Annotated in this window: 22 protein-coding genes; 12 read left to right on the top strand and 10 right to left on the bottom strand. The window is 75.7% G+C overall.

What is annotated here, in order from left to right; all coding sequences use genetic code 11:
• Positions 1 to 83 precede the first annotated feature (83 nt).
• Positions 84 to 701: a hypothetical protein gene (locus GC089_RS00550; RefSeq protein ID WP_230684959.1), complete on the top strand. Its 618-nt coding sequence runs from the start codon at positions 84 to 86 to the stop codon at positions 699 to 701.
• A gap of 9 nt (positions 702 to 710) precedes the next feature.
• On the opposite strand, the gene GC089_RS00545 is transcribed toward GC089_RS00550, so the two are convergent.
• The 3 genes from GC089_RS00545 to GC089_RS00535 all read right to left on the bottom strand — a co-directional run bounded on the left by GC089_RS00545 (position 711) and on the right by GC089_RS00535 (position 4,064).
• Positions 711 to 2,102: a family 43 glycosylhydrolase gene (locus GC089_RS00545; RefSeq protein ID WP_155376036.1), complete on the bottom strand. Its 1,392-nt coding sequence runs from the start codon at positions 2,100 to 2,102 to the stop codon at positions 711 to 713.
• Positions 2,103 to 2,266: 164 nt separating this feature from the next.
• Positions 2,267 to 3,346, bottom strand: coding sequence for a winged helix DNA-binding domain-containing protein (locus GC089_RS00540; RefSeq protein WP_155376035.1), 1,080 nt, complete (start codon positions 3,344 to 3,346; stop codon positions 2,267 to 2,269).
• A 25-nt stretch (positions 3,347 to 3,371) separates the two neighbouring features.
• Positions 3,372 to 4,064 carry a Pr6Pr family membrane protein gene (locus tag GC089_RS00535; RefSeq protein ID WP_196250770.1) on the bottom strand — a complete coding sequence of 231 codons (693 nt, stop codon included), beginning with the start codon at positions 4,062 to 4,064 and terminating at the stop codon, positions 3,372 to 3,374.
• Positions 4,065 to 4,226: 162 nt separating this feature from the next.
• Between GC089_RS00535 and GC089_RS00530 the strand changes: the two genes are divergently transcribed.
• From GC089_RS00530 to GC089_RS00505, 7 genes are all read left to right on the top strand, one after another.
• Entirely contained in the window at positions 4,227 to 5,351 is a 1,125-nt protein-coding gene (locus tag GC089_RS00530; protein WP_155376034.1) for a Gfo/Idh/MocA family protein, read from the top strand.
• A 138-nt stretch (positions 5,352 to 5,489) separates the two neighbouring features.
• Complete coding sequence (locus GC089_RS00525) at positions 5,490 to 6,089, top strand: DUF899 family protein (RefSeq protein WP_255449028.1); 600 nt, start codon at positions 5,490 to 5,492, stop codon at positions 6,087 to 6,089.
• The gene (locus GC089_RS19560; RefSeq protein WP_255449027.1) at positions 5,978 to 6,283 is read left to right on the top strand and encodes a DUF899 family protein; all 306 of its coding nucleotides are present in this window, start codon (positions 5,978 to 5,980) and stop codon (positions 6,281 to 6,283) included. Before GC089_RS00525 ends, GC089_RS19560 begins: the two co-directional genes overlap by 112 nt.
• Before the next feature lie 49 nt (positions 6,284 to 6,332).
• A complete protein-coding gene (locus GC089_RS00520; protein ID WP_155376033.1) occupies positions 6,333 to 7,328 on the top strand; it encodes a TIGR03557 family F420-dependent LLM class oxidoreductase in 996 nt (331 codons plus the stop codon).
• Positions 7,329 to 7,508: 180 nt separating this feature from the next.
• Positions 7,509 to 8,738: a VIT1/CCC1 family protein gene (locus GC089_RS00515; RefSeq protein ID WP_155376032.1), complete on the top strand. Its 1,230-nt coding sequence runs from the start codon at positions 7,509 to 7,511 to the stop codon at positions 8,736 to 8,738.
• Positions 8,739 to 8,931: 193 nt separating this feature from the next.
• Entirely contained in the window at positions 8,932 to 9,321 is a 390-nt protein-coding gene (locus tag GC089_RS00510) for a VOC family protein (RefSeq protein ID WP_155376031.1), read from the top strand.
• A gap of 126 nt (positions 9,322 to 9,447) precedes the next feature.
• Positions 9,448 to 10,446, top strand: coding sequence for a siderophore-interacting protein (locus GC089_RS00505; RefSeq protein ID WP_155376030.1), 999 nt, complete (start codon positions 9,448 to 9,450; stop codon positions 10,444 to 10,446).
• Between the two features lie 72 nt (positions 10,447 to 10,518).
• Here GC089_RS00505 and GC089_RS00500 read toward each other — a convergent pair whose 3' ends face one another.
• Complete coding sequence (locus GC089_RS00500; protein ID WP_155376029.1) at positions 10,519 to 10,929, bottom strand: hypothetical protein; 411 nt, start codon at positions 10,927 to 10,929, stop codon at positions 10,519 to 10,521.
• Between the two features lie 59 nt (positions 10,930 to 10,988).
• On the opposite strand from GC089_RS00500, the gene GC089_RS00495 reads away from it, so the two are divergent.
• Both GC089_RS00495 and GC089_RS00490 read left to right on the top strand, forming a co-directional pair.
• Positions 10,989 to 11,417, top strand: a complete 429-nt coding sequence (locus GC089_RS00495) for a hypothetical protein (protein ID WP_155376028.1) — start codon at positions 10,989 to 10,991, stop codon at positions 11,415 to 11,417.
• Between the two features lie 85 nt (positions 11,418 to 11,502).
• Positions 11,503 to 12,183: a DUF6766 family protein gene (locus tag GC089_RS00490; RefSeq protein WP_155376027.1), complete on the top strand. Its 681-nt coding sequence runs from the start codon at positions 11,503 to 11,505 to the stop codon at positions 12,181 to 12,183.
• A 39-nt stretch (positions 12,184 to 12,222) separates the two neighbouring features.
• Here the strand turns inward: GC089_RS00490 and GC089_RS00485 are convergent, their stop codons facing one another.
• Positions 12,223 to 12,699 carry an SRPBCC domain-containing protein gene (locus tag GC089_RS00485; RefSeq protein WP_155376026.1) on the bottom strand — a complete coding sequence of 159 codons (477 nt, stop codon included), beginning with the start codon at positions 12,697 to 12,699 and terminating at the stop codon, positions 12,223 to 12,225.
• 16 nt (positions 12,700 to 12,715) lie between these two features.
• On the opposite strand from GC089_RS00485, the gene GC089_RS00480 reads away from it, so the two are divergent.
• Positions 12,716 to 13,048 carry a helix-turn-helix transcriptional regulator gene (locus tag GC089_RS00480; protein WP_230684958.1) on the top strand — a complete coding sequence of 111 codons (333 nt, stop codon included), beginning with the start codon at positions 12,716 to 12,718 and terminating at the stop codon, positions 13,046 to 13,048.
• Positions 13,049 to 13,061: 13 nt separating this feature from the next.
• On the opposite strand, the gene GC089_RS00475 is transcribed toward GC089_RS00480, so the two are convergent.
• The 5 genes from GC089_RS00475 to GC089_RS00455 all read right to left on the bottom strand — a co-directional run bounded on the left by GC089_RS00475 (position 13,062) and on the right by GC089_RS00455 (position 17,878).
• Complete coding sequence (locus GC089_RS00475; protein WP_155376024.1) at positions 13,062 to 13,490, bottom strand: pyridoxamine 5'-phosphate oxidase family protein; 429 nt, start codon at positions 13,488 to 13,490, stop codon at positions 13,062 to 13,064.
• A 58-nt stretch (positions 13,491 to 13,548) separates the two neighbouring features.
• The gene (locus GC089_RS00470) at positions 13,549 to 14,577 is read right to left on the bottom strand and encodes an alpha/beta fold hydrolase (protein WP_196250769.1); all 1,029 of its coding nucleotides are present in this window, start codon (positions 14,575 to 14,577) and stop codon (positions 13,549 to 13,551) included.
• The gene (locus tag GC089_RS00465) at positions 14,574 to 15,974 is read right to left on the bottom strand and encodes an MFS transporter (protein WP_155376022.1); all 1,401 of its coding nucleotides are present in this window, start codon (positions 15,972 to 15,974) and stop codon (positions 14,574 to 14,576) included. Before GC089_RS00465 ends, GC089_RS00470 begins: the two co-directional genes overlap by 4 nt.
• 141 nt (positions 15,975 to 16,115) lie before the next feature.
• A complete protein-coding gene (locus GC089_RS00460) occupies positions 16,116 to 16,913 on the bottom strand; it encodes an ABC transporter permease (RefSeq protein WP_155376021.1) in 798 nt (265 codons plus the stop codon).
• A complete protein-coding gene (locus GC089_RS00455; RefSeq protein WP_155376020.1) occupies positions 16,910 to 17,878 on the bottom strand; it encodes an ATP-binding cassette domain-containing protein in 969 nt (322 codons plus the stop codon). The genes GC089_RS00460 and GC089_RS00455 overlap by 4 nt, the downstream gene beginning before the upstream one ends.
• A gap of 70 nt (positions 17,879 to 17,948) precedes the next feature.
• On the opposite strand from GC089_RS00455, the gene GC089_RS00450 reads away from it, so the two are divergent.
• Positions 17,949 to 19,124: a TetR/AcrR family transcriptional regulator gene (locus GC089_RS00450; protein WP_155376019.1), complete on the top strand. Its 1,176-nt coding sequence runs from the start codon at positions 17,949 to 17,951 to the stop codon at positions 19,122 to 19,124.
• Positions 19,125 to 19,185 lie beyond the last annotated feature (61 nt).

The following is a 19,185-nucleotide window of genomic DNA, read 5'->3' as shown; positions in this document are numbered from 1 at the left end:
TCGTCCGTGCGCACCGGGCGGCGCGGCGAGGACGCTCCGTCCGCCCGACGCGCCCGCCCCGGCCCGTGCGCGAGCGTGGCGCCATGACGGTGATCGACTGGGTCCGGGACAACCCCGTGGCCGCTCTCGTGGTGACCTGCGAGGTCGCGTTCTGGGTGTTCCTCGCCGCGGCAGTGGTCGCGCGGTACGTGCTGCGCCGGCGGCGGCTGTCGACGGTGCTGCTGCTGTGCGAGCCGGCGATCGAGGTGGTGCTGCTCGTCGCGACGGTCGGCGACCTGCTGCGCGGCAGCGAGCCGACCTGGACGCACGGCCTCGCGGCGCTCTACCTCGGGTACACGGTGGCGTTCGGGAAGTGGACCGTGCACACGGTCGACGGGTGGGTGGCGTGGCGGTTCTTCGACGGGCCGCGTCCGCCGCGGGCGCCGAAGCACGGGCGCGCGGCGCTGCGGCACGAGTGGCGGATGTGGCTGCGCGTGCTGCTGGCGTGGACGGTCGCGATCGCGGTCCTCGCGGTCCTCGCCCTCATCGCGACCGCGCCGGAGCAGCGCGAGGTCCTGCTCGGCTGGGCCGGCCGCGCGACGCTCGTCCTGGTGGCGTGGGGCGTGTTCGGACCGTTGTGGCAGCTGCTCTCCCGCGGGACGGTTGAGGGGGACGAGCGGGCGGACGCCGGGACCGACGTCCGCCCGCGCTCCCTCACCTGACGTCCGGCGTCACCGCACGTACGGCCAGCCCGCGGCGTCCCAGCCGAGCAGGTTGATCCCGAGGCGGGAGTCCCCGGCGTCGGTGTACCAGTGGTAGAAGAGCACGTCGCCGTCGGTGTCCCGCAGGGTCGCGCTGTGCCCGGGCCCGTGGACGGACCCGCGCCCGGCCAGGATCTCCGTGCCGCCGCCGTTCGTCATCGCGACGCCCGCCCGGTCGACGTAGGGCCCGGTGATCGACGTCGACCGCCCCACCGCGACCCGGTACGTGCTCTGCGCGCCCTGGCAGCACCGGTCGAACGACACGAAGAGGTAGTAGTACCCGTCGCGGTACAGGATGTCCGGCGCCTCGATGCCGGCGCTGCGGTTCGCGATCGAGTGCATCGCGGTGCCCGACCGCAGCCCGGTGGCCGGGTCGATCGGGACGAGCTTGATGCCCGACCAGAACGACCCGAAGCTCATCCACAGCCGACCCTGCGCGTCGGTGACGAGGTCGGAGTCGATCGCGTTGTAGCCGCTGCTGCTGGTCGTGCTGACCACCAGGCCGCGGTTCGTCCACGTGCCCGCGTTCCCGGACGGGCTCGTCGCGAGGTAGATGCCCGAGTTGGACGTGCCGAACGACGACGCCGAGTAGTACAGCCAGTACTGCCCGTCGCGGTACGACAGGTCGGGCGCCCACAGGTCGCCCATCGTGTGCGCGGCGGTCCACGGCGTGCCGTTCGGGAAGGCCGCGCCCGCGTCGGTCCAGGCGGTGCGGTCGCGCGACGTCTTCAGCGGGATGCCCCGGCCGGTGGTCGCGACGAGGTAGGAGCCGTCGGGGCGCTTGACGACGGTCGGGTCGTGGGCCCAGGTGCTGCCGGTGACCACGCCGGGGCCCGGGTAGGACGTGCCGCCACCGCCGCCGCCCGCGACGCTGGTCCAGCGCTGGTTGTCGCGGCCGTTGCACGTCCACAGCGCGACGGGGCTGCCGTTGGCCGTGCGCCCGTTCGTCACGTCGACGCACAGGCCGGACTGCTGGTGGACGATCGCGCCGTCCGCGCGCTGCGCGAAGCGCTGGTTGGCACCGCCGGTGCAGCTCCAGGAGATGAGCGCCGTGCCCGGGGCGGTGCCCCAGTTCAGGGCGTCGAGGCAGCGGGTGCCGTCGAACGCGCGCAGCTCGCCGGCGGCCGTGAGCGTCCAGCCCTGGCCGGGGACGCCGTTGCAGTCCCAGATCTGGATCGCCGCGCCGGGGTTCGCGTCGTTGCCGGCGACGTCCAGGCAGCGTCCGGACTGCGCGGAGACGAGTGCGACGGGAGCGGCCTGCGCGGGTGGTGCCGACGTGGTGCCGGCGAGAGCGGCGACCAGGGCGGTCGCCGCGGCGAGCGCGAGGGCGCGGGCCCTCGTGCGGGAGGGACGGGTTCGCATGAGGGCCGCCTTCGGTGTCGGGGGCGATGTGAGCGCAAACATCGCGCGCCGGGGCGCCGCCCGGCTATGCGGTGAAGCGATTCATAGAGCGCTTTCCCGCGCGTCGGCAGCGCGACCGGCACGCGACGGCCGCGCGACGCCGACGAGCCGTGCGACGGGCGCGGTCACGTCACGCGCACCGCCGGGTCGGCACCGACGAACGCCGCCACCGCCGCACCCTCCGCCCGCAGGCCCTCCTCCTCGTCCGGCGTCAGCGGGCGCAACGGACGCACCACCACGCGCCCCTCCGCGATCTCCCACGTCGCGGCGACGAACCCGTCGACCAGCACGGTCGCGCGGACCATCGACCACCCGGGCATGACCTCCCGCCGCACCGCCTCGGGCAGGATCCGGGTCCGGTCGCGGTGCCCGAGCACGGCGTCGTCGAACATCGGCAGGAAGCGCACGGGGGCGGGTGCGTCCTCGTCGGCGAGCGGGGCACCGGGCAGGTCGAGCAGCTCGGCGCCGTCCGGGCCGCGCAGCACGTGCAGCTCGTCGCGCATCCCGTCGACGACCGCGCGCAGCCGCGTGAGCCCGCACCACGTCTGCAGGTCCATGACCCCGGCGGGCCCGAAGGCGGCGAGGTAGCGCCGCACGAGCGTGGGCACGTCGGGCTCCCGGACCGGCTCGCCCAGCCACGCCTCCGCCGTCGTCACCGCGATGCCCCGGCGGCTCCACCACGACCCGAACGCGGACGTGGCCGGGTCGTGCACGACGGGTGTCAGGGCCTCGACCGCGGCGGCCATGACCGCGCCCTTGCGACCCGGGAACCGCTCGGCGAGCGCGGCGCCGAGGTCCCGCCGGCGCACGGTCCGGTCGCCCAGCACCTCGTGCGCGGCGGCGACGAGCACCGCCGGGTCGAGGTCGCCGACGTGCTCCGCGTAGTAGGCCGACCGGACGAGCCGGTCGAGCACCGGCTGCACGGTGGGACGCAGCCAGGCGTGGTCGGCCGCGGCGGTCAGGTGCTGGGTCCCGCGCAGCAGGGGGCCGCGGACGAGCGCGCGCCCCTCCACCGCCGCCTCGAGGTCGCCGGACGTGAAGCCCTGGAGCCGCGCCCACATCCCCACGTGCACCCAGTTCGGCTCCTGCGCCTGCACCGCCACGCGCCGGCGGACGGCCTCGACGACCGAGGCGGACGACCGCGCGTCGAGCTGCTGCCGGTGCAGCAGGGTCCGGTTGAGCCGGCGCAGGGAGAGCGTCGTCATGCGTCGACGCTAGGCCGGGTACCGGTCAGGACCTGTCCGCCACCCCGCGCGCGTCCGGGCCGGCCCCGTTCCCGTCCCGCGCGGGCTCGTGGCCCGCGGTCCCCACCAGCGCGTGCGCCGGCAGCACCCGGTCGAGCAGCACGAGCACCAGCCCGAGCAGCGCGAACGCGACGCCGTAGAGCAGCACGTTGAGCGCCAGCCCGTCCCACCCGAGCGCCCCCAGGTCGATGAACCCGTACGGGTAGCCCAGGTCGGGCCGCAGCAGGCCGCGCGTCGTCGTGAACGCGCAGTACGCCAGCAGCGCGACGAGCCACCACCCCACCGCGCGCAGGCGCAGCCGCCGGTGCGCGTCGAGGAGCAGGAAGTCGAGGAACGCCAGCACGGGGGTCCACTCGTGCTCGATCTGCCCGCCCGTGAGCCCGAACGCGACCACGGGGGCGTCGGGCGACTCGGGGGCCAGGACGAGGAACGACACCAGCCCCGTGATCGCGAGGAACAGCGTCACGCCCACCTTGAGCACCGCCGGCGGCTGCCCCCGCCCCCGCAGGGACGCCACCGCGGCCCACACCATGACGACGGCGAACGACAGGTTCGAGATGTTCGTGAAGTACACGAGCCCCGGCAGGTCGCCGTCGCGCCAGATCCCCTGCGTGCCCGCGAGCGCGAGCGTGGCGAACGCGCCGCGGACCAGGGCGACGAGGACGTCGGCTGCTCGCACGGGCGGGTTCCTCTCGGGGACGGGCCGGCACGCGGACCGGCGGGCCCACGCTGCCACGCCGGGCGCGCGGAGGGCAGCAGCCACGGCGCGGCCCCCGCGAGCGCCCCGGCAGCGCGCGGTTAGGGTCGACGGGACGCGACGGCTCGACGACGAGGACGGTCCATGACGCAGCACTCCCCCGCACCCGTCCGCTTCGGCGTGGTCGGCTCCGGCTGGCGCTCGTCCTTCTTCGTGCGGATGGCGCGGCTCATGCCGGAGCGGTTCACGTGCACGGGCGTCGTGACGCGCACCGCCGAGCGTGGTGCCGAGGTCGAGGCGACGTGGGGCGTGCCGACCGTCCGGACGGTCGAGGAGCTGGTCACCGGGGCCGTGCCGGGTGCCGGTGCGGCCCCCGACCGCCCCGAGCTCGTGGTCACCGGCACGCCGTGGCCCGTGACGCCGGACGTCGTCCGCGAGCTCGTCGACGCGTCCGTCCCCGTGCTGGCGGAGACCCCGCCCGCCCCGGACGTCGACGCCATGCGCGCGCTGTGGGCGGACGTCGGCGCGACGGGCCTCGTGCAGGTCGCCGAGCACAGCCCGTTCCTGCCGGTGCACCAGGCACGCAAGCGCATCGTGGACGAGGGCCTGATCGGCGCGGCGACGAGCGTGCAGGTGTCCTCGACGCACCAGTACCACGCGATCGGGCTGGCCCGGCGGCTGCTCGGCGTCGGCCGCGGACCGGTCACGGTGCACGCGCGCGAGTTCACCGCCCCGCTGGTCGACCCCATGAACCGGCACGGCTGGACCGACGCCACCGAGCCCACGGACGCCCGCACGCTCCTCGCGACGCTCGACCTCGGCGGCGGCCGCCACGTCCTCTACGACTTCACCGACAACCAGTGGCACAACCCGCTGCGGGCCAACCGGGTCGTCGTGCGCGGCTCGCTCGGCGAGGTCGTCGACGACGCGGTGACCCGCTGGGTCGACCCGCGCACGCAGGTGACCTCGCGCATCGAGCGGCGCATGCACGGCATCGAGCAGGACATGGACGGCTTCGACCTCATGCACCTGTCGTTCGAGGGGCGCGTGCTCTACCGCAACCCGTTCGTCGGGGCGCGCCTGGCCGACGACGACCTCGCGGTCGCGCACCTGATCGACGGCACGGGCGCGTGGGTGCGGGGCGAGGCGCCGCCGCCGTACCCGCTGGCGGACGGCATGCAGGACCACCTGCTGGGCATCGCGATGCAGGAGTCGGCCCGCACCGGGCAGCCCGTGACGACGTCCGCGGAGGCGTGGGCGGACGCCTGACCCCGGTCCCGCCACGCCCGCCCGGTGAGTTCCGCCGCCGCCGCGTGTCTGCCCCGGTGACCCGCGGTGCGCGTCGCCGGCGCGCCCGCCACCGCCACGGCACGGCACGGCACGACACGGCACGACACGGAGGGCACGATGACGAGCGCACCCGAGCACACCACCACCGCACGCACGACGGAGCCGGGCCGTCCGCCCGTGGTGGACGCGGCCACCTGGCAGGCCGCCCGCGACGAGCTCCTCGTCCGGGAGAAGGCGCACACGCGCGCCGGGGACGCCCTCACGGCCGAGCGCCGCCGCCTGCCGATGGTCGAGGTCGACGCCGCGGCGCAGGTCGTCGGGGCGGACGGCCCGGTGCCGCTCCTCGACCTGTTCGCCGGGCGCGACGAGCTGGTCGTCTACCGGCACATGTGGCACGACGGCGCGCCCCACCAGGGCCAGTGCGAGGGCTGCACCGTCAGCGCGTGGAGCATCGACGACGCCGCCGTCTACCTGCACGCGGCCGGCGTCTCCCTCGCCGTCGTCACCACCGGTCCGTGGGACGAGGTCGCGCCGTTCGTCGCGTTCATGGGCTACGCGCAGCCCTGGTACTCGGTCCGCGACACCCCGCCACCGCTGGGGAGGACATGGGCTCGTTCGCCTGCTTCCTGCGCGACGGCGGCCGCGTCTTCCTCACGTACACGGTCACCGGCCGGGGCGTCGAGGTCGCGAACCCGGTGTTCGCGCTGCTCGACATGACGCCGTACGGCCGCCGCGAGGCGTGGCAGGACGTCCCCGACGGCTGGCCGCAGGGGCACGAGCCGTGCTGGTACTGGCGCACCGACGCGGGCGGCCGCGCCGGCTGGGGCGAGGACACCCGGCCCACGCCGCAGTGGACGCGTCCCGGCGCGACGCCCGTCGAGACCCTGGGCCGGCACGGGCACCACCACTGACCCGCCGCCTCCGGATGCCGGATCGCCGCATCCGCACGACGCTCGTGCCATGACGCGATTCGGGTACACCCTCATGACCGAGCAGTCCGGACCGCGCGAGCTGGTCCGGTACGCGCAGGCGGCCGACCGGCTCGGGTTCGACTTCGCCGTGTCGTCCGACCACTACTTCCCCTGGCTGGACGAGCAGGGCCACGCGCCGTACGCGTGGACGCTGCTCGGCGCGGTCGCGCAGGCGACGCAGCGCATCGGCCTCATGACGTACGTGACCTGCCCGACCATCCGGTACCACCCGGCGGTCGTGGCGCAGAAGGCGGCGACGCTCGCGATCCTCTCCGAGGACCGGTTCACGCTCGGCGTCGGCGCGGGCGAGAACCTCAACGAGCACGTCGTCGGCGAGCGCTGGCCCGCCGTCGGTGAGCGGCACGACCTGCTGGAGGAGGCGCTCGAGATCATCCACGAGCTGCTGTCGGGCGAGCGCGTGACGTACGAGGGCGTCCACTTCCGCGTCGACTCCGCGAAGCTGTGGGACCTGCCGGACGAGCCGCTCGAGATCGGCGTCGCGGTCTCGGGCAACCAGTCGATCTCGCGGTTCAGCGGGCTCGCGGACCACCTCATCGCGGTCGAGCCGGACGCCGACCTCGTCGAGCGCTGGGACGCCGCCCGCGCCGAGGACGGCCTCGGCGACACCCCGTCGCGCAAGATCGGCCAGATCCCGATCTCGTGGGACCCCGACCCGGAGCGCGCCAAGGAGCGCGCCCACGAGCAGTTCCGCTGGTTCGGCGGCGGCTGGAAGGTCAACGCCGACCTGCCGACCACCGAGTCCTTCGACGCGGCCAGCCAGTTCGTGCGTCCCGACGACGTCGCCGAGCAGATCCCGTGCGGGCCGGACCTCGACGCGATCGTCGAGGCCGTCTCCGCCTACTGGGAGGCCGGCTTCACCGACATCGCGCTCGTGCAGGTCGGCGACGAGGGCCAGGAGCGGTTCCTCGCGGAGGCCGCCGAGCCGCTGCTCGCCCGGCTGCGGGACGCCGCGCCCTCGGCCTGACCGGCGCCGGGGCCGCGTTCGGACGCCCGAAACCCGTCGGCGGGGGTCACGGCATCCCCGCGCCGCCCGTTATCGCAACCTCCGCGGCCCGCCTACGGTGCGGGTGCACCGACGCAGCCCGGGACCTCACGGTCCCGGGCTCGTCCGCGTGCGCCCCGTCGTCGTCGTCCCCGGAGCACCATGAGCACGCCCGACCGCCCCGCCGCCCCCTCCCCCGGCGTCCCCGCGACGCCCGCGCAGCTGCGCCGGTGGCGCCGCAACCTCGCCAACGAGCGCGCGGAGGCGGCGGTCTACCGCGACCTCGCCGGTCGCCGCACCGGTGAGGAGCGCGACATCCTGCTGGCCCTCGCGGAGGCGGAGCGCCGGCACGAGTCGCACTGGCTCGAGCTGCTGGGTGACCGGGTCGGCCGGCCGCTGCGGGGCGACTGGCGCAGCCGCGTGCTCGGCTGGCTCGCGCGCCGGTTCGGCTCGGTGTTCGTGCTCGCGCTCGCGCAGCGCGCCGAGGCACGGTCGACGTACGAGCGCGACGCGGAGGCGACGCCGCGCATGGCCGCCGACGAGCAGATCCACGAGGAGGTCGTCCGCGGGCTCGCGATGCGCGGGCGCCAGCAGATCTCCGGCACCTTCCGGGCCGCGGTGTTCGGCGCCAACGACGGGCTCGTGTCGAACCTCGCGCTGGTGCTCGGCATCGGCGCGTCCGGCGTCGCGACGGGCACCGTGCTGCTCACCGGGCTGGCGGGCCTCCTGGCGGGCGCGCTGTCGATGGGCGCCGGCGAGTACGTGTCGGTGCGCTCGCAGCGCGAGCTGCTCGAGGCGTCGCGGCCGGACGCCGACGCCGCCGCCGCGCTCGCCCACCTCGACGTCGACGCGAACGAGCTCGCGCTCGTCTACCGGGCCCGCGGGATGTCGCCGGACGAGGCGCAGACGCGCGCCGACGTCGTGCTGGCGTCCCTGGCCCAGTACGAGGCGCGGCAGCAGGTGACGAACTCGCTGCTGCGGACGACGACGACGCTGCCTGGGCACACGCCGGCACCGTCCGCGGCGCACGGGGCGGCGGCGGCGGTCGAGGCGGTCGAGGCGGCCGGGGCCGACGCCCGCGCGGTCCCCGAGCGGGACGAGCACGAGTCGGTCGGCACCGCCTGGGGCGCCGCGATCGCGAGCTTCTGCTTCTTCGCGTCGGGTGCGGCCGTGCCGGTGCTGCCCTACCTGCTGGGCGCGCAGGGGTGGACGGCCGTGGCGTGGTCGGCCGGGCTCGTGGGGGTCGCGCTGCTGGGGACGGGGTCGGTGGTCGGGCTGCTGTCCGGGGCGTCGCCGGTCCGCCGGGCGCTGCGCCAGCTCGCGATCGGCTTCGGCGCCGCCGCGGCCACGTACGTCCTGGGCCTGGCGTTCGGCACGGGCGCACTGGGCTGACGCGGAAGCCGGACGTGACGCGCGCACGCCACGGACGGCGGACCCGCGCCCATGCGCGAGTCGTGAAGGGTTGCGGACCCCACGCGTCCGCAACGCTTCACGACTGCCCCCCTCCCGTGTGTGGGTGGTGCGCGCGAGCATGGGCGCACCACCGCCGGCGTCCGGCCGGCGGTCGCGGCGAGGAGGTGCGGCGATGGAGTTCCGGCTCGAGCTCGTGATGGTCCCGGTCAGCGACGTCGACCGGGCGAAGGCGTTCTACGCGGACCAGGTGGGGTTCGTGGTGGACCACGACGTGCGCGTGCACGAGCACCTGCGGTTCGTGCAGCTCACGCCGCCCGGGTCGGCGTGCTCGATCGCGATCGGCGAGGGCATCGTCCAGGCGCCGCCCGGGTCGGTGAAGGGGCTGCAGGTCGTCGTGGACGACGCCGACGCGGCCCGTGAGCACCTCCTCGCCCAGGGCGTCGACGCGCCGCCCGTGCAGGACCTCGCCTGGGGTCGGTTCACGGGCTTCCGCGACCCCGACGGCAACGAGTGGGCGGTCCAGCAGCTGCCGGACCGGACGGGTGACGACCAGGACCGGTAGGGCCCGGACGCGAAGCGCGCCTGCCCTCGTGCCGGCGGCGGTGAGGCTCGGCGGGCCGGCTTCGTCACCCCGGGCCGGAGTGACGTGACGCACTCGCACCTTGCCAGGTCAGGTAAGCCTGACCTTATGCTGCGTCCCGTGACCGCGACGAGCACCGCCACGGCGACGACCGAGAACACGACCGCGACCACGGTCGAGGCCGCCGTCTCCCCGTTCCGCATGTTCCACGTGCGGGTCGCCCGCCTGCAGCGGATGTGCCCGAGCCTGCTGCGCGTCACGTTCACCGGCGAGGACCTCGACCGCTTCGCGGACAACGGCTTCGACCAGCGGATCAAGTTCTTCCTGCCGATCGACACGGCGGGCTACGAGGGCCTGCTCGACCTCGGCCAGTCGGGCGACTGGTACGGCCGCTGGCGCGAGCTCCCCGAGGACGCCCGCCACCCCATCCGCACGTACACGGCCCGCACCGTCCGCCAGCCGGTCCGCGAGCTCGACGTCGACGTCGTGCTGCACGGCGACACCGGTCCCGCGTCGCGCTGGGCCTCGACGGCGGAGGTGGGCGACGAGCTCGTCGTGCTCGGCCCGAACGCCGACTGGGACGGCCCGCACGGCGGCGTCGACTTCGTCCCGCCGGCACGCACCGACCGGCTCCTCATCGCCGGCGACGAGACCGCGCTGCCCGCGATCGCCGGCATCGTCGAGCGCCTCCCGCGCGACGCGCGCGGCGAGGTCGTCATCGAGATGCCCTGGTCCGACGACCGCCTCGACCTGCACGCCCCCGAGGGCGTGACGGTCCGCTGGTACGGCCGCGACGGCCGCCACCACGGTGAGCTGCTCGTGCCCGCCGTCCAGGCCGCGTGCGCCCGCCTCCTGCCCGGCCAGGCCCCGGTGCCGGACGTCGAGCTCGAGGACGTCGACGTCGACCACGGCATGCTGTGGGAGGTGCCGGTCGACCACGCGACGGGCGCCCCGCTGGCCGCCGAGGCGCACCTGTACGCGTGGCTCGCGGGCGAGGCGGGCGTTATCAAGACCCTGCGCCGCCACCTGGTGCGCGAGTGCGGCGTCGACCGCAAGGCCGTGGCGTTCATGGGGTACTGGCGCGCGGGGCGCTGCGAGGGCGCCTGAGCCGCCTCGGCTCGCCCGGGCGTGCTGCCCGCGCCCGGGGTCGTCGGGGTCCTGACCGACCCCCGCCGGCCGTCACCGGCCGGGACCCGTCCGGTCGCTGCCCAGGGGCCCACGCCACCAGGCGAAGGCCGCCGCGGTCAGGAGGCTCGCGAGCGGGGCGACGACCGACCACGGCTCCACGACGTGCAGGAGCCGGGTGAGCACGGCGACCACGACGGCAGCACCCGCACCCTCGGCGAGCGCGACCGCGGCGACCCGCGCCACCGACCCCGCGGCGCCGGTGACCCGCACCAGCAGCACCCCGCTCCCCGACGCGACGAGACCGGCCGAGCAGCCGACCACCGCGCCGAGGAACAGCGACCAGGACAGCCAGCCGTCGGCCGCTCCCGCGACCAGGCCGACGAGCGCCCCGGCCGCGAGGCCGACCAGCGCTCCCTCGCGCACGTGGCGGACGCCCGGGCGTGGAGCTGCGACGGCAGTCATGGCCCGCACCGTAGCCGCCCGGGGATGCCGCGCCCGCACGGCCCTGCCAGCATCCCGGCATGACCCGACGACACGGCGCGACCCTCGCCGCGCTGACCGCGACGGTGGTGCTCGCCGCCTCGGCCTGCAGCGGCACACCCGCCTCGGGGGCCGCCGTCGACGCGGCGACGCGCTTCTACGCGGCCGTCGCGGACGGTGACGGCGCGGCCGCCTGCGCCCTGCTGCTCCCCGACGCGGCCGAGTCCGCCGCGGCCGACGAGGACGCGACCTGCGCCGAGGCCGTCACGAGCGGCGAGATCGGCGACGAGCTGAGCTCGCGGGCCGGCGGCCTCGGCGAGGCGAGCGCGCACGTCGCCGGCCGTCAGGCGCAGGTGCTGTTCGCCGCCGACACGGTCTTCCTCACCCGGTCGGGCAGCGGCTGGGTCGTCACGGCGGCCGGGTGCGACGCGCGGCCCGGGCGCCCCTACGACTGCGAGGTGCAGGCATGAGGTCGCAGCGGATCCTGTTCGCGCTCACGCTCGTCGCGATCTACGGCACGCTCGCGGCCTGCGTCGTGCTGACGGTGGTGCGGCGGTGAGCGCTCGGCGCGTGCTCAAGGAGAACGGGCTGAGCCTCTTCTTCCTGGTGATCCTGCTGCTGTCGCTCGTGGGCCAGGCGTTCACGGGTGTCGCGTTCTTCAACGAGGAGCAGCGGGCGGCGGGGCTCGACCCCGTGACGCTGGGGGACTACGTGCTCTCGTCGGCGTTCGCCGTGGACGTGACGGAGAACTGGCAGTCGGAGTTCCTGCAGTTCCTGCTGCTCATCGCGGCCGCGGTGTGGCTCGTGCAGAAGGGCTCGCCCGAGTCGAAGGCGCTCGACGACGCCGGGCGCGAGACCGACGAGGAGCAGAAGGTCGCGGAGCACTCCACCCCCGAGTCGCCGGCGTGGGCCCGCGTGCGCGGGTGGCGGCTGGGCGTCTACTCGCACTCCCTCACGCTCGTGATGGGGTCGATCTTCCTCGGGTCGTGGCTCGTGCAGTCGCTCACCGGCGCGGTCGCGTACTCCGAGGAGCAGATGCGCGACCTGCAGGACCCGGTGTCGTGGGGGGAGTACGTGCTGCTCCCCGACTTCTGGGACCGCACGTTCCAGAACTGGCAGTCGGAGTTCCTCGCCGTGCTCAGCATGGTCGTGCTGGCGGTGTTCCTGCGCGAGCGCGGGTCGCCGGAGTCGAAGCCGGTGGGGTCGTCGCACGCGGCGACGGGCGTCGAGGGCTGAGGCCGCGGGCGCGGCGCCGCGGGCCGGCGTGACGACGCGTCAGCGGTAGAACCCGTCCCGCAGGTTCACCCCGTGCTCGAGCCACGCCTTGAGGGCGTTCAGCATGCTCGTCCAGCCCTCGCAGTTGCCGAACGCGGCACGGGCGCCGTCGGGCGTCGGGCGCCACGAGGACTCCGTGATCGTCACGAGCGTGCGCGCCCCGTCGTCGACCGGCTCGAACGCGAACTCGGTGCGCGTGGTGCCGCCCTCGCCCGTGGTCGCCTCGCCGCCCCACTCGATGACGAGGCGTCGGGGCGGGTCGGCCTCGACGACGGTGACGGGGAACCGGCCGGGGAAGTCGGCGAAGTCCCAGGTGACGTCGGCTCCGGGCTCGAGCCGGCCGCGGGCGCCGCCGGTGGTGAAGTAGCGCGAGAGCTGCTCGGGGTCGGCGACGGCCTCGTACACCTGCTCGCAGGGGCGCGCGACGCGCCCCGACACGGTGAAGGACAGTGCGGTGAGTGTCTCGTCGGTTGACATGTTGTATTCTTACAACATGTCCGCCACGGCCCACAAGGGTGACGACGAGGCCGACGACCGCGTCTTCAAGGCCCTCGCCGCGCCGGTCCGCCGTCGCATGCTCGACGCCCTCAAGGAGTCGCCGCGCACCACCGGGGAGCTCTGCTCGCTCTTCCCCGACCTCGACCGCACCACCGTGCTCCAGCACCTGCGTGTGCTCGAGCAGGCCGAGCTCGTCACCGGCCGCAAGGTGGGGCGCGAGCGGCACCTGTCCCTCGCGCCGCTGCCGATCAAGCGCATCCACGACCGGTGGATCAGCGACTACGCGCGCGCGGCCGTCGATCTGCTGGACCGGCTCGACCGGGGCTGACGGCGCCGCGCCCTCAGAACACCGTGCGCCGCACCTGCTCCGGGTGCAGCACGAGCCGCACGTAGTCGTCCGCGAGCAGACCCTCGAGGTCCCGGGAGCGGGCCGGGTCGTCCAGGTCCCAGTAGCGGGCGGCCAGGCGGGCGGCGAGCTCGTGCGCGCCGTCCGCCTCGACCGTGACCGGACCGCTCACCGCCACCCAGTGCTCCCGCTCGCCCACCGGCGCTGCGACGACCAGCGACGCCCGCGGGTCGCGGCGCAGGTGCCGCACCTTGAGGGACTCCGGGCCGGTGAACAGCTGGACGGTGTCGTCGTCCGCGAGCTCGAACCACACGGGCCGCGGCTGCGGCGGCACGGGCCCGGCCGCGGCCGTGAAGAACGCGTGCAGCGGCCGGCGCAGCAGCGTGCGGTCCTCGTCGGTCAGGGTGGTGCTGTCGGCGCTCATCGGGCCTCCTCGCTCGCACGACGGGTCACGTCCGCAGCAACCGCGCGGACGCCGCCCCTCATCCCCGCGGCCGGTCCGCCACCTCGTCCAGGAACCGCACGAGCGCGTCGAGGTACGCCCGTCGCGGCTCGTCGTGCGAGAGCACGAGGTCGTGCACGCCGCCCTCCACGACCACCTCCCGCACGTCGGTGCCCAGGCCCGGCGCGAGCGCGGCGATCGTCGTCACGTCGAGCACCGTGTCCACGGTGTCGAGGTCGTCCCCCTCGCCGAGGTCGGCCGTCGACCGCGCCGAGCGCGCGACCAGCGTGGGGACGGCGATCTCGAGTCCGGCCGCGACGCGCCGCTGCCCCGCCCGCACGGCCGCCAGCCACCCGGCCCGCACGGGCACCCCGTCGGGGCGCTTGAGCTCGGTGTCGAACTCCCACCGCTCGCGCATCCGGGCCGCGTAGTGCGATGGCGAGCCGGCCAGCACGCGCAGCGGGGCGGTGCGCGCGAGCGGGCGCAGCGCCTGGTCCTGCAGCGGTGTCACCCACGACCGCTCGACCGAGAGGAAGGGGCTGTTGAGGACGAGCGCGTCCGCCCCGCCGCGGACGCGGTGCGCGTGCGCCCACAGGGCGGCCACGAGGCCGCCGGTCGAGTGGCCGTGCACGACGACGGGCACGTCGGGCCACCTCGTCCGCGCCGCCGCGACCGCGCGCCCCAGGTCCGACGCCTGCTCACGCAGGTCGCCCTGGTAGTGCGGCACGTCGCCGGGGCGCGTCGAGCGCCCGGCCCGGCGCGCGTCGACGGCGAGGTACGCCCACCCGGCCTGGCGCAGCGCGTCCGGCAGCGGCGTCGCGAACGCGTAGTCGTTGTACCCGTGCAGGTGCACGACGACGCCGTGCGGCGCCGGCGGCTGCGCGAGCGGCCGCACGAGCGTCAGCACCGGTGCGGCACCCCCGGCGGCGACGGCGCGCCACTGCGGGCCTCCCGGGGCCGGCCGCCACGCCGGGAGGGTGCGCACCTCGCTGTCCGGGAGCAGGGGGTCGGGCGACCAGTCGCCCGTCGTCTCGTCCGCCGCCCGGTCCTGCGCGTGCGTGCTCGTCACGCGCTCATCGTCGTCGTCGCCACGTCGCGCCGCCCGTCGACGCCGAGGCCGCGCGGGAAGCGCACGGGCACGAACAGCAGCAGACCCAGCAGCAGCACCGCGACGATCCCGAGGATCCCCCAGTACTGCTGACCGCCGCCGAGCGCGATCGCGACCGAGAACGCCGCCGGCGCGAGGAACGTCGCCGCACGTCCCGTCGTCGCGTACAGGCCGAACATCTCGGTCTCGCGGCCCGGCTCGGCCAGCCGCGCCAGCAGCGCCCGCGACGCGGTCTGCGCGGGGCCCACGCACGCGGACAGCACGAGCCCGCCCGCCCAGAACGCCGAGGCGCCGAGGTCGTGCAGCAGGAACACCGCCGTCCCGGCGACGACCAGCACGACCAGCGACCACGTCACGACGCGCCGCGGCCCGAACCGGTCGTCGAGCCACCCCGCGGCGATGGTCGCGGCGCCCGCGACGACGTTCGCGGCGATCGCGAAGACGATGACGTCGCCGGGCGAGAACCCGAACGTGCCCGCGGCGAGCACGCCGCCGAACGTGAACACCCCCGTGAGCCCGTCGCGGAAGACCGCGCTCGCCACGAGGAAGCGCAGCGTCGAGCGCCGCTCCCGCCACAGCGTCGCGACGTGCCGGCCGACGGTCGCGTACGCCCCGACCAGACCGACGGGCGCCGGGGCGCCGGGGCGCCGCCGGTCGGGGACCGCGACGAGCACCGGCACCGCGAACAGGAGGAACCAGGCGCCCGCGACGAGCATCGACACGCGCACGTCCAGCCCGTCCTGCGACGTCACGCCGAACAGCCCGACCTCCGGCTGGATGAGGCCGAAGTACAGGACGAGCAGCAGGACGATGCCGCCGACGTAGCCCGCGCCCCAGCCGATGCCGCTGACGCGGCCGATGGTCCGCGGCCCGCTGACCTGCACGAGCAGCGCGTTGTAGGCGACGCCCGCGATCTCGGCGGCGATGGTGCCGACCGCGAGCAGCGTGACGCCCAGGCGGACCGCGTCCGCCATGCCGCCCTCCGCGGGCTGCACGAACCACAGCGCGAGGATGCACAGGCCCACGACGAGCGACGTCACCGCGAGCAGCGGGCGGCGGCGCCCGCCGGCGTCGGCGAGCGTGCCCAGCGCCGGGGCGGTGAGTGCGACGAGGACGCCCGCGGCGGCCAGGCCCCAGCCGAGCCACTGGCTGTGCAGCGCCGTCGCGGCCTCGACGTCGGCGCCCGGCTCGGCGAACGACGAGCCCGTCAGGTAGACGGTGAAGACGAAGGTCGTGACGACAGCGTTGAACGCGGCCGACCCCCAGTCCCAGGCGGCCCAGGCCGCGATCTGCCGACGGACGAGGGGCGGCTCCGCGACGGGAGCGCCGGCGGGGACCGCAGCGGTGGGGTGCGCCATGGGCGCGAGCGTAGGCCGTGCGGGCGCGCGCGGGGTGGCGGGTCGGTGAACGAGCGTCGGACGGGCGTCCGGGACCACCACGGACCGGACACCACGGACCGGACACCGCGCACCGGACGCCACGCCCGCGCCCGCACCCGCTCAGCGGCGCCGGAACAGGACGGCGGCGGCCGCGCGGGCGACGACCAGCACCCCGACCCACCAGGCGGCCGCGACGAGGACGGTCGAGCCGACCGGCATCCCGAGCAGCAGCGCCCGCAGCGCGTCCGCGGTGGGCGTCACGGGGTTCAGGCCCGCGACCGTCGCGAGCACCCCGGGCATGGTGTCGACCGGCACGAACGCGCTCGAGAGGTACGGCAGGAAGAGGATGACGAACGTGAACCCGCTCGCCGCCTCCGGCCCGGACGCGACGAGCCCGATCGCCACGGCCACCCAGGTCAGGGCCAGCACGTAGACGGTCAGCACGCCGAGCGCGGCGAGCCAGCCGCCCGCGGACGCCGCCGGGTCGAACCCCACGAGCAGCGCGACCACGACGACGAGCGCGGTGGACAGCGCGTTGCGTGCCAGGCTCGCCACCACGTGCCCGGTCAGCACGGCACCGGCCGGGACCGGCATGCTCCGGAAGCGGTCGACGATGCCGTTGGTCATGTCGCCCGCCACGTCGACGGCCGTCGTCGCCGCGCCGTAGCCGGCGGTCAGCAGCACGATCGCCGGGACGACGAAGTCCACGTACGCCATGCCGGTGCTGATCGCGCCGCCGAAGACGTAGACGAACATCAGCAGCAGCACGACGGGCAGCAGCACCGCGAGCAGCAGCGTGTCGAGCTGCCGGGTGGACCGGCGGACGCTGCGGCCCACGAGCGCGAGCGTGTCGCGCACGGCGTCGAGAGGCCCGGGGGGCGGCGGCACGGGGCGCGGGGTGAGGTCGACGGTGGTCATCGGGGCTCCCGGTCGGACGAGACGGTGGTCGTGGCGGACGTGGCGAGGGCCGGCGTGGCGAGGGCCGGCGTGCGGCCGTCCGCCGGTGCGGACGGCCCGGTGTCGTGGCCGGTCAGGGCGAGGAAGGCGTCGTCGAGGGTGGGCGTGCGCACCTGCCAGTGCACGACGTCGAGCCGGCGCCGCTCGACGTCGCCGAGGACGCGCCGCACGTCGGCGACCGAGCCGTCCGTCACGAGCCGCTCGGTGGTGCCGTCGGCGAGCGCGAGCTCGACGTGCGCCGACCCCACCGCGGCCTTGAGCTCCGCGGCGGTGCCGTCCGCGACGACGACGCCGCGGTCGATGACGGCGACACGGTGCGCGAGCGCATCGGCCTCCTCCAGGTACTGGGTCGTGAGCAGGACGGTCCCGCCCGCGGCGACGACGGATCGCACCACGTCCCACAGGGCCGCACGGCTGCGCGGGTCCAGGCCTGTGGTGGGCTCGTCCAGGACGAGGACCTGGGGTCGGCTCAGCAGGCTCACGGCGAGGTCGAGGCGCCGGCGCATCCCGCCGGAGTACGTCCGCACGGTGCGACGTGCGGCGTCGGTGAGGTCGAACAGCTCGAGCATCTCGGCGGCCCGCGCGCGCACGAGCCGGCGGGGCACGTGCGCGAGGCGGGCGGCGAGCCGCACGTTCTCCTCACCCGTGAGCAGCTCGTCGACGGCCGCGTACTGACCCGTGAGGCTCAGGGCCGCCCGGACGCGCGCGGGCTCCCGGCGCACGTCGTACCCGGCGACGCGCGCGGTGCCGCCGTCCGGTGCGACGAGCGTCGCCAGGATCCGCACGGTCGTGGTCTTCCCGGCGCCGTTCGGGCCGAGCAGCGCGAGGACCTGGCCCCGCCGGACGGTGAGGTCGACGCCCCCGAGCACGGTCCGGCCGCCGTAGGCCTTGCGCAGGCCCCGGACCTCGATGACGGGCTCCTCCATCACGCACCTCCTTCTGTGTACGTCGCAAACTGTGTGTGTATGTCATACACACTTGTAGGATCGGGAGTCAATGGACGACGACCGATCGACCCCCACGACCGCCGACGACGACCCGGCCGCACGGCGCGAGGCCGAACGCGCCCGCCGCGACCGCGAGAAGGCGGAGCGCGCGGCGCAGAAGGAGGCCGAGCGCGCCCGGCGCGACGCCGAGCAGGCGCGCCGGCAGGCCGAGAAGGACGAGCGCGACGCCCGCCGTGCCGCCGAGCGTCGCGAGCGCGAGCGCGCGCGTGCCGACGCCGAGCGGGCGAAGGAGGACGAGCAGCGCCGCCGGGAGCGCGAGCGCGAGGCGGCCGACGCCGCGCGTGAGGCGGCACGCGCGCTGCGGGAGGCCGAGCAGGCGGACCGCGCCGCGGCGCTCGCACGGCGCCGCGCCGTGCGCGAGGCCGAGAAGGCGCGTCGGCAGGCCGAGCGCGCGGACCCGGACGTCGCGACCCCGCCGGACCTCGCGGACCTCCCGCCGGACCTCGCCGTCCTGTGGCGCGGCTCCGCACCCGCACGGCGCGGTCCGCGCCCCGGGCTGTCGCTCGAGCAGATCGCCGACGCCGGCATCGCGCTGGCCGACGCCGAGGGCCTCGAGGCGGTGTCGATGGCACGGCTGGCGGAGTCCCTCGGCTTCACGACCATGTCGCTCTACCGCTACGTCACGAGCAAGGACGAGGTCCTCATGCTCATGGCCGACCGCGCGGCCGGACGCCCTCCGCACGTCGGCCCCGAGGTCGGCGGCTGGCGCGAGCGGACCGAGCTGCTGCTCGAGCTGCAGCGGCCCGTCCTCGCCGCCCACCCCTGGCTGGCCCGCACGACGAGCACGATCTTCGCCGTCGGTCCCAACCGGCTCGCGTGGATGGACGCGATGCTCGCGTGCCTCGAGGACACGCGGCTGACGGAGCCCGAGAAGCTGTCGGTGGTCGGGGTGCTGTCGAGCCACCAGCTCGACTGGGCGCGGCTGATCGACGCGTACACGGTGCGCGAGCGGGCCGCCGGCGACGACGAGCCCGCCGACCCGGACGCGGTGATCGCCCGGCTCGTCGACCCCGCGACGCAGCCGGCGCTGGCGCGCGCCGTCGCCGGCGGCGCCCTCGACCCGGCCGCGGCGCCCCCCGGTCCCACGGGGACCGGGCTCGACTTCGGCACCCGCGTCATCCTCGACGGCATCGCCGCGCTCGTGGAGCGGCGCGCGCAGGACTGACGGCACCGACCCGACCCCAGCCCGACCGTCCCGCCCGTCCCTGCACACGGCGGAGCCCGAC

It is taken from the genome of Cellulomonas sp. JZ18 (genome assembly GCF_009720485.1).
Taxonomy (GTDB): domain Bacteria; phylum Actinomycetota; class Actinomycetes; order Actinomycetales; family Cellulomonadaceae; genus Cellulomonas.
Note: the sequence above shows the minus strand (reverse complement) of the source record. Positions and strands in the feature narration are given on the sequence as shown.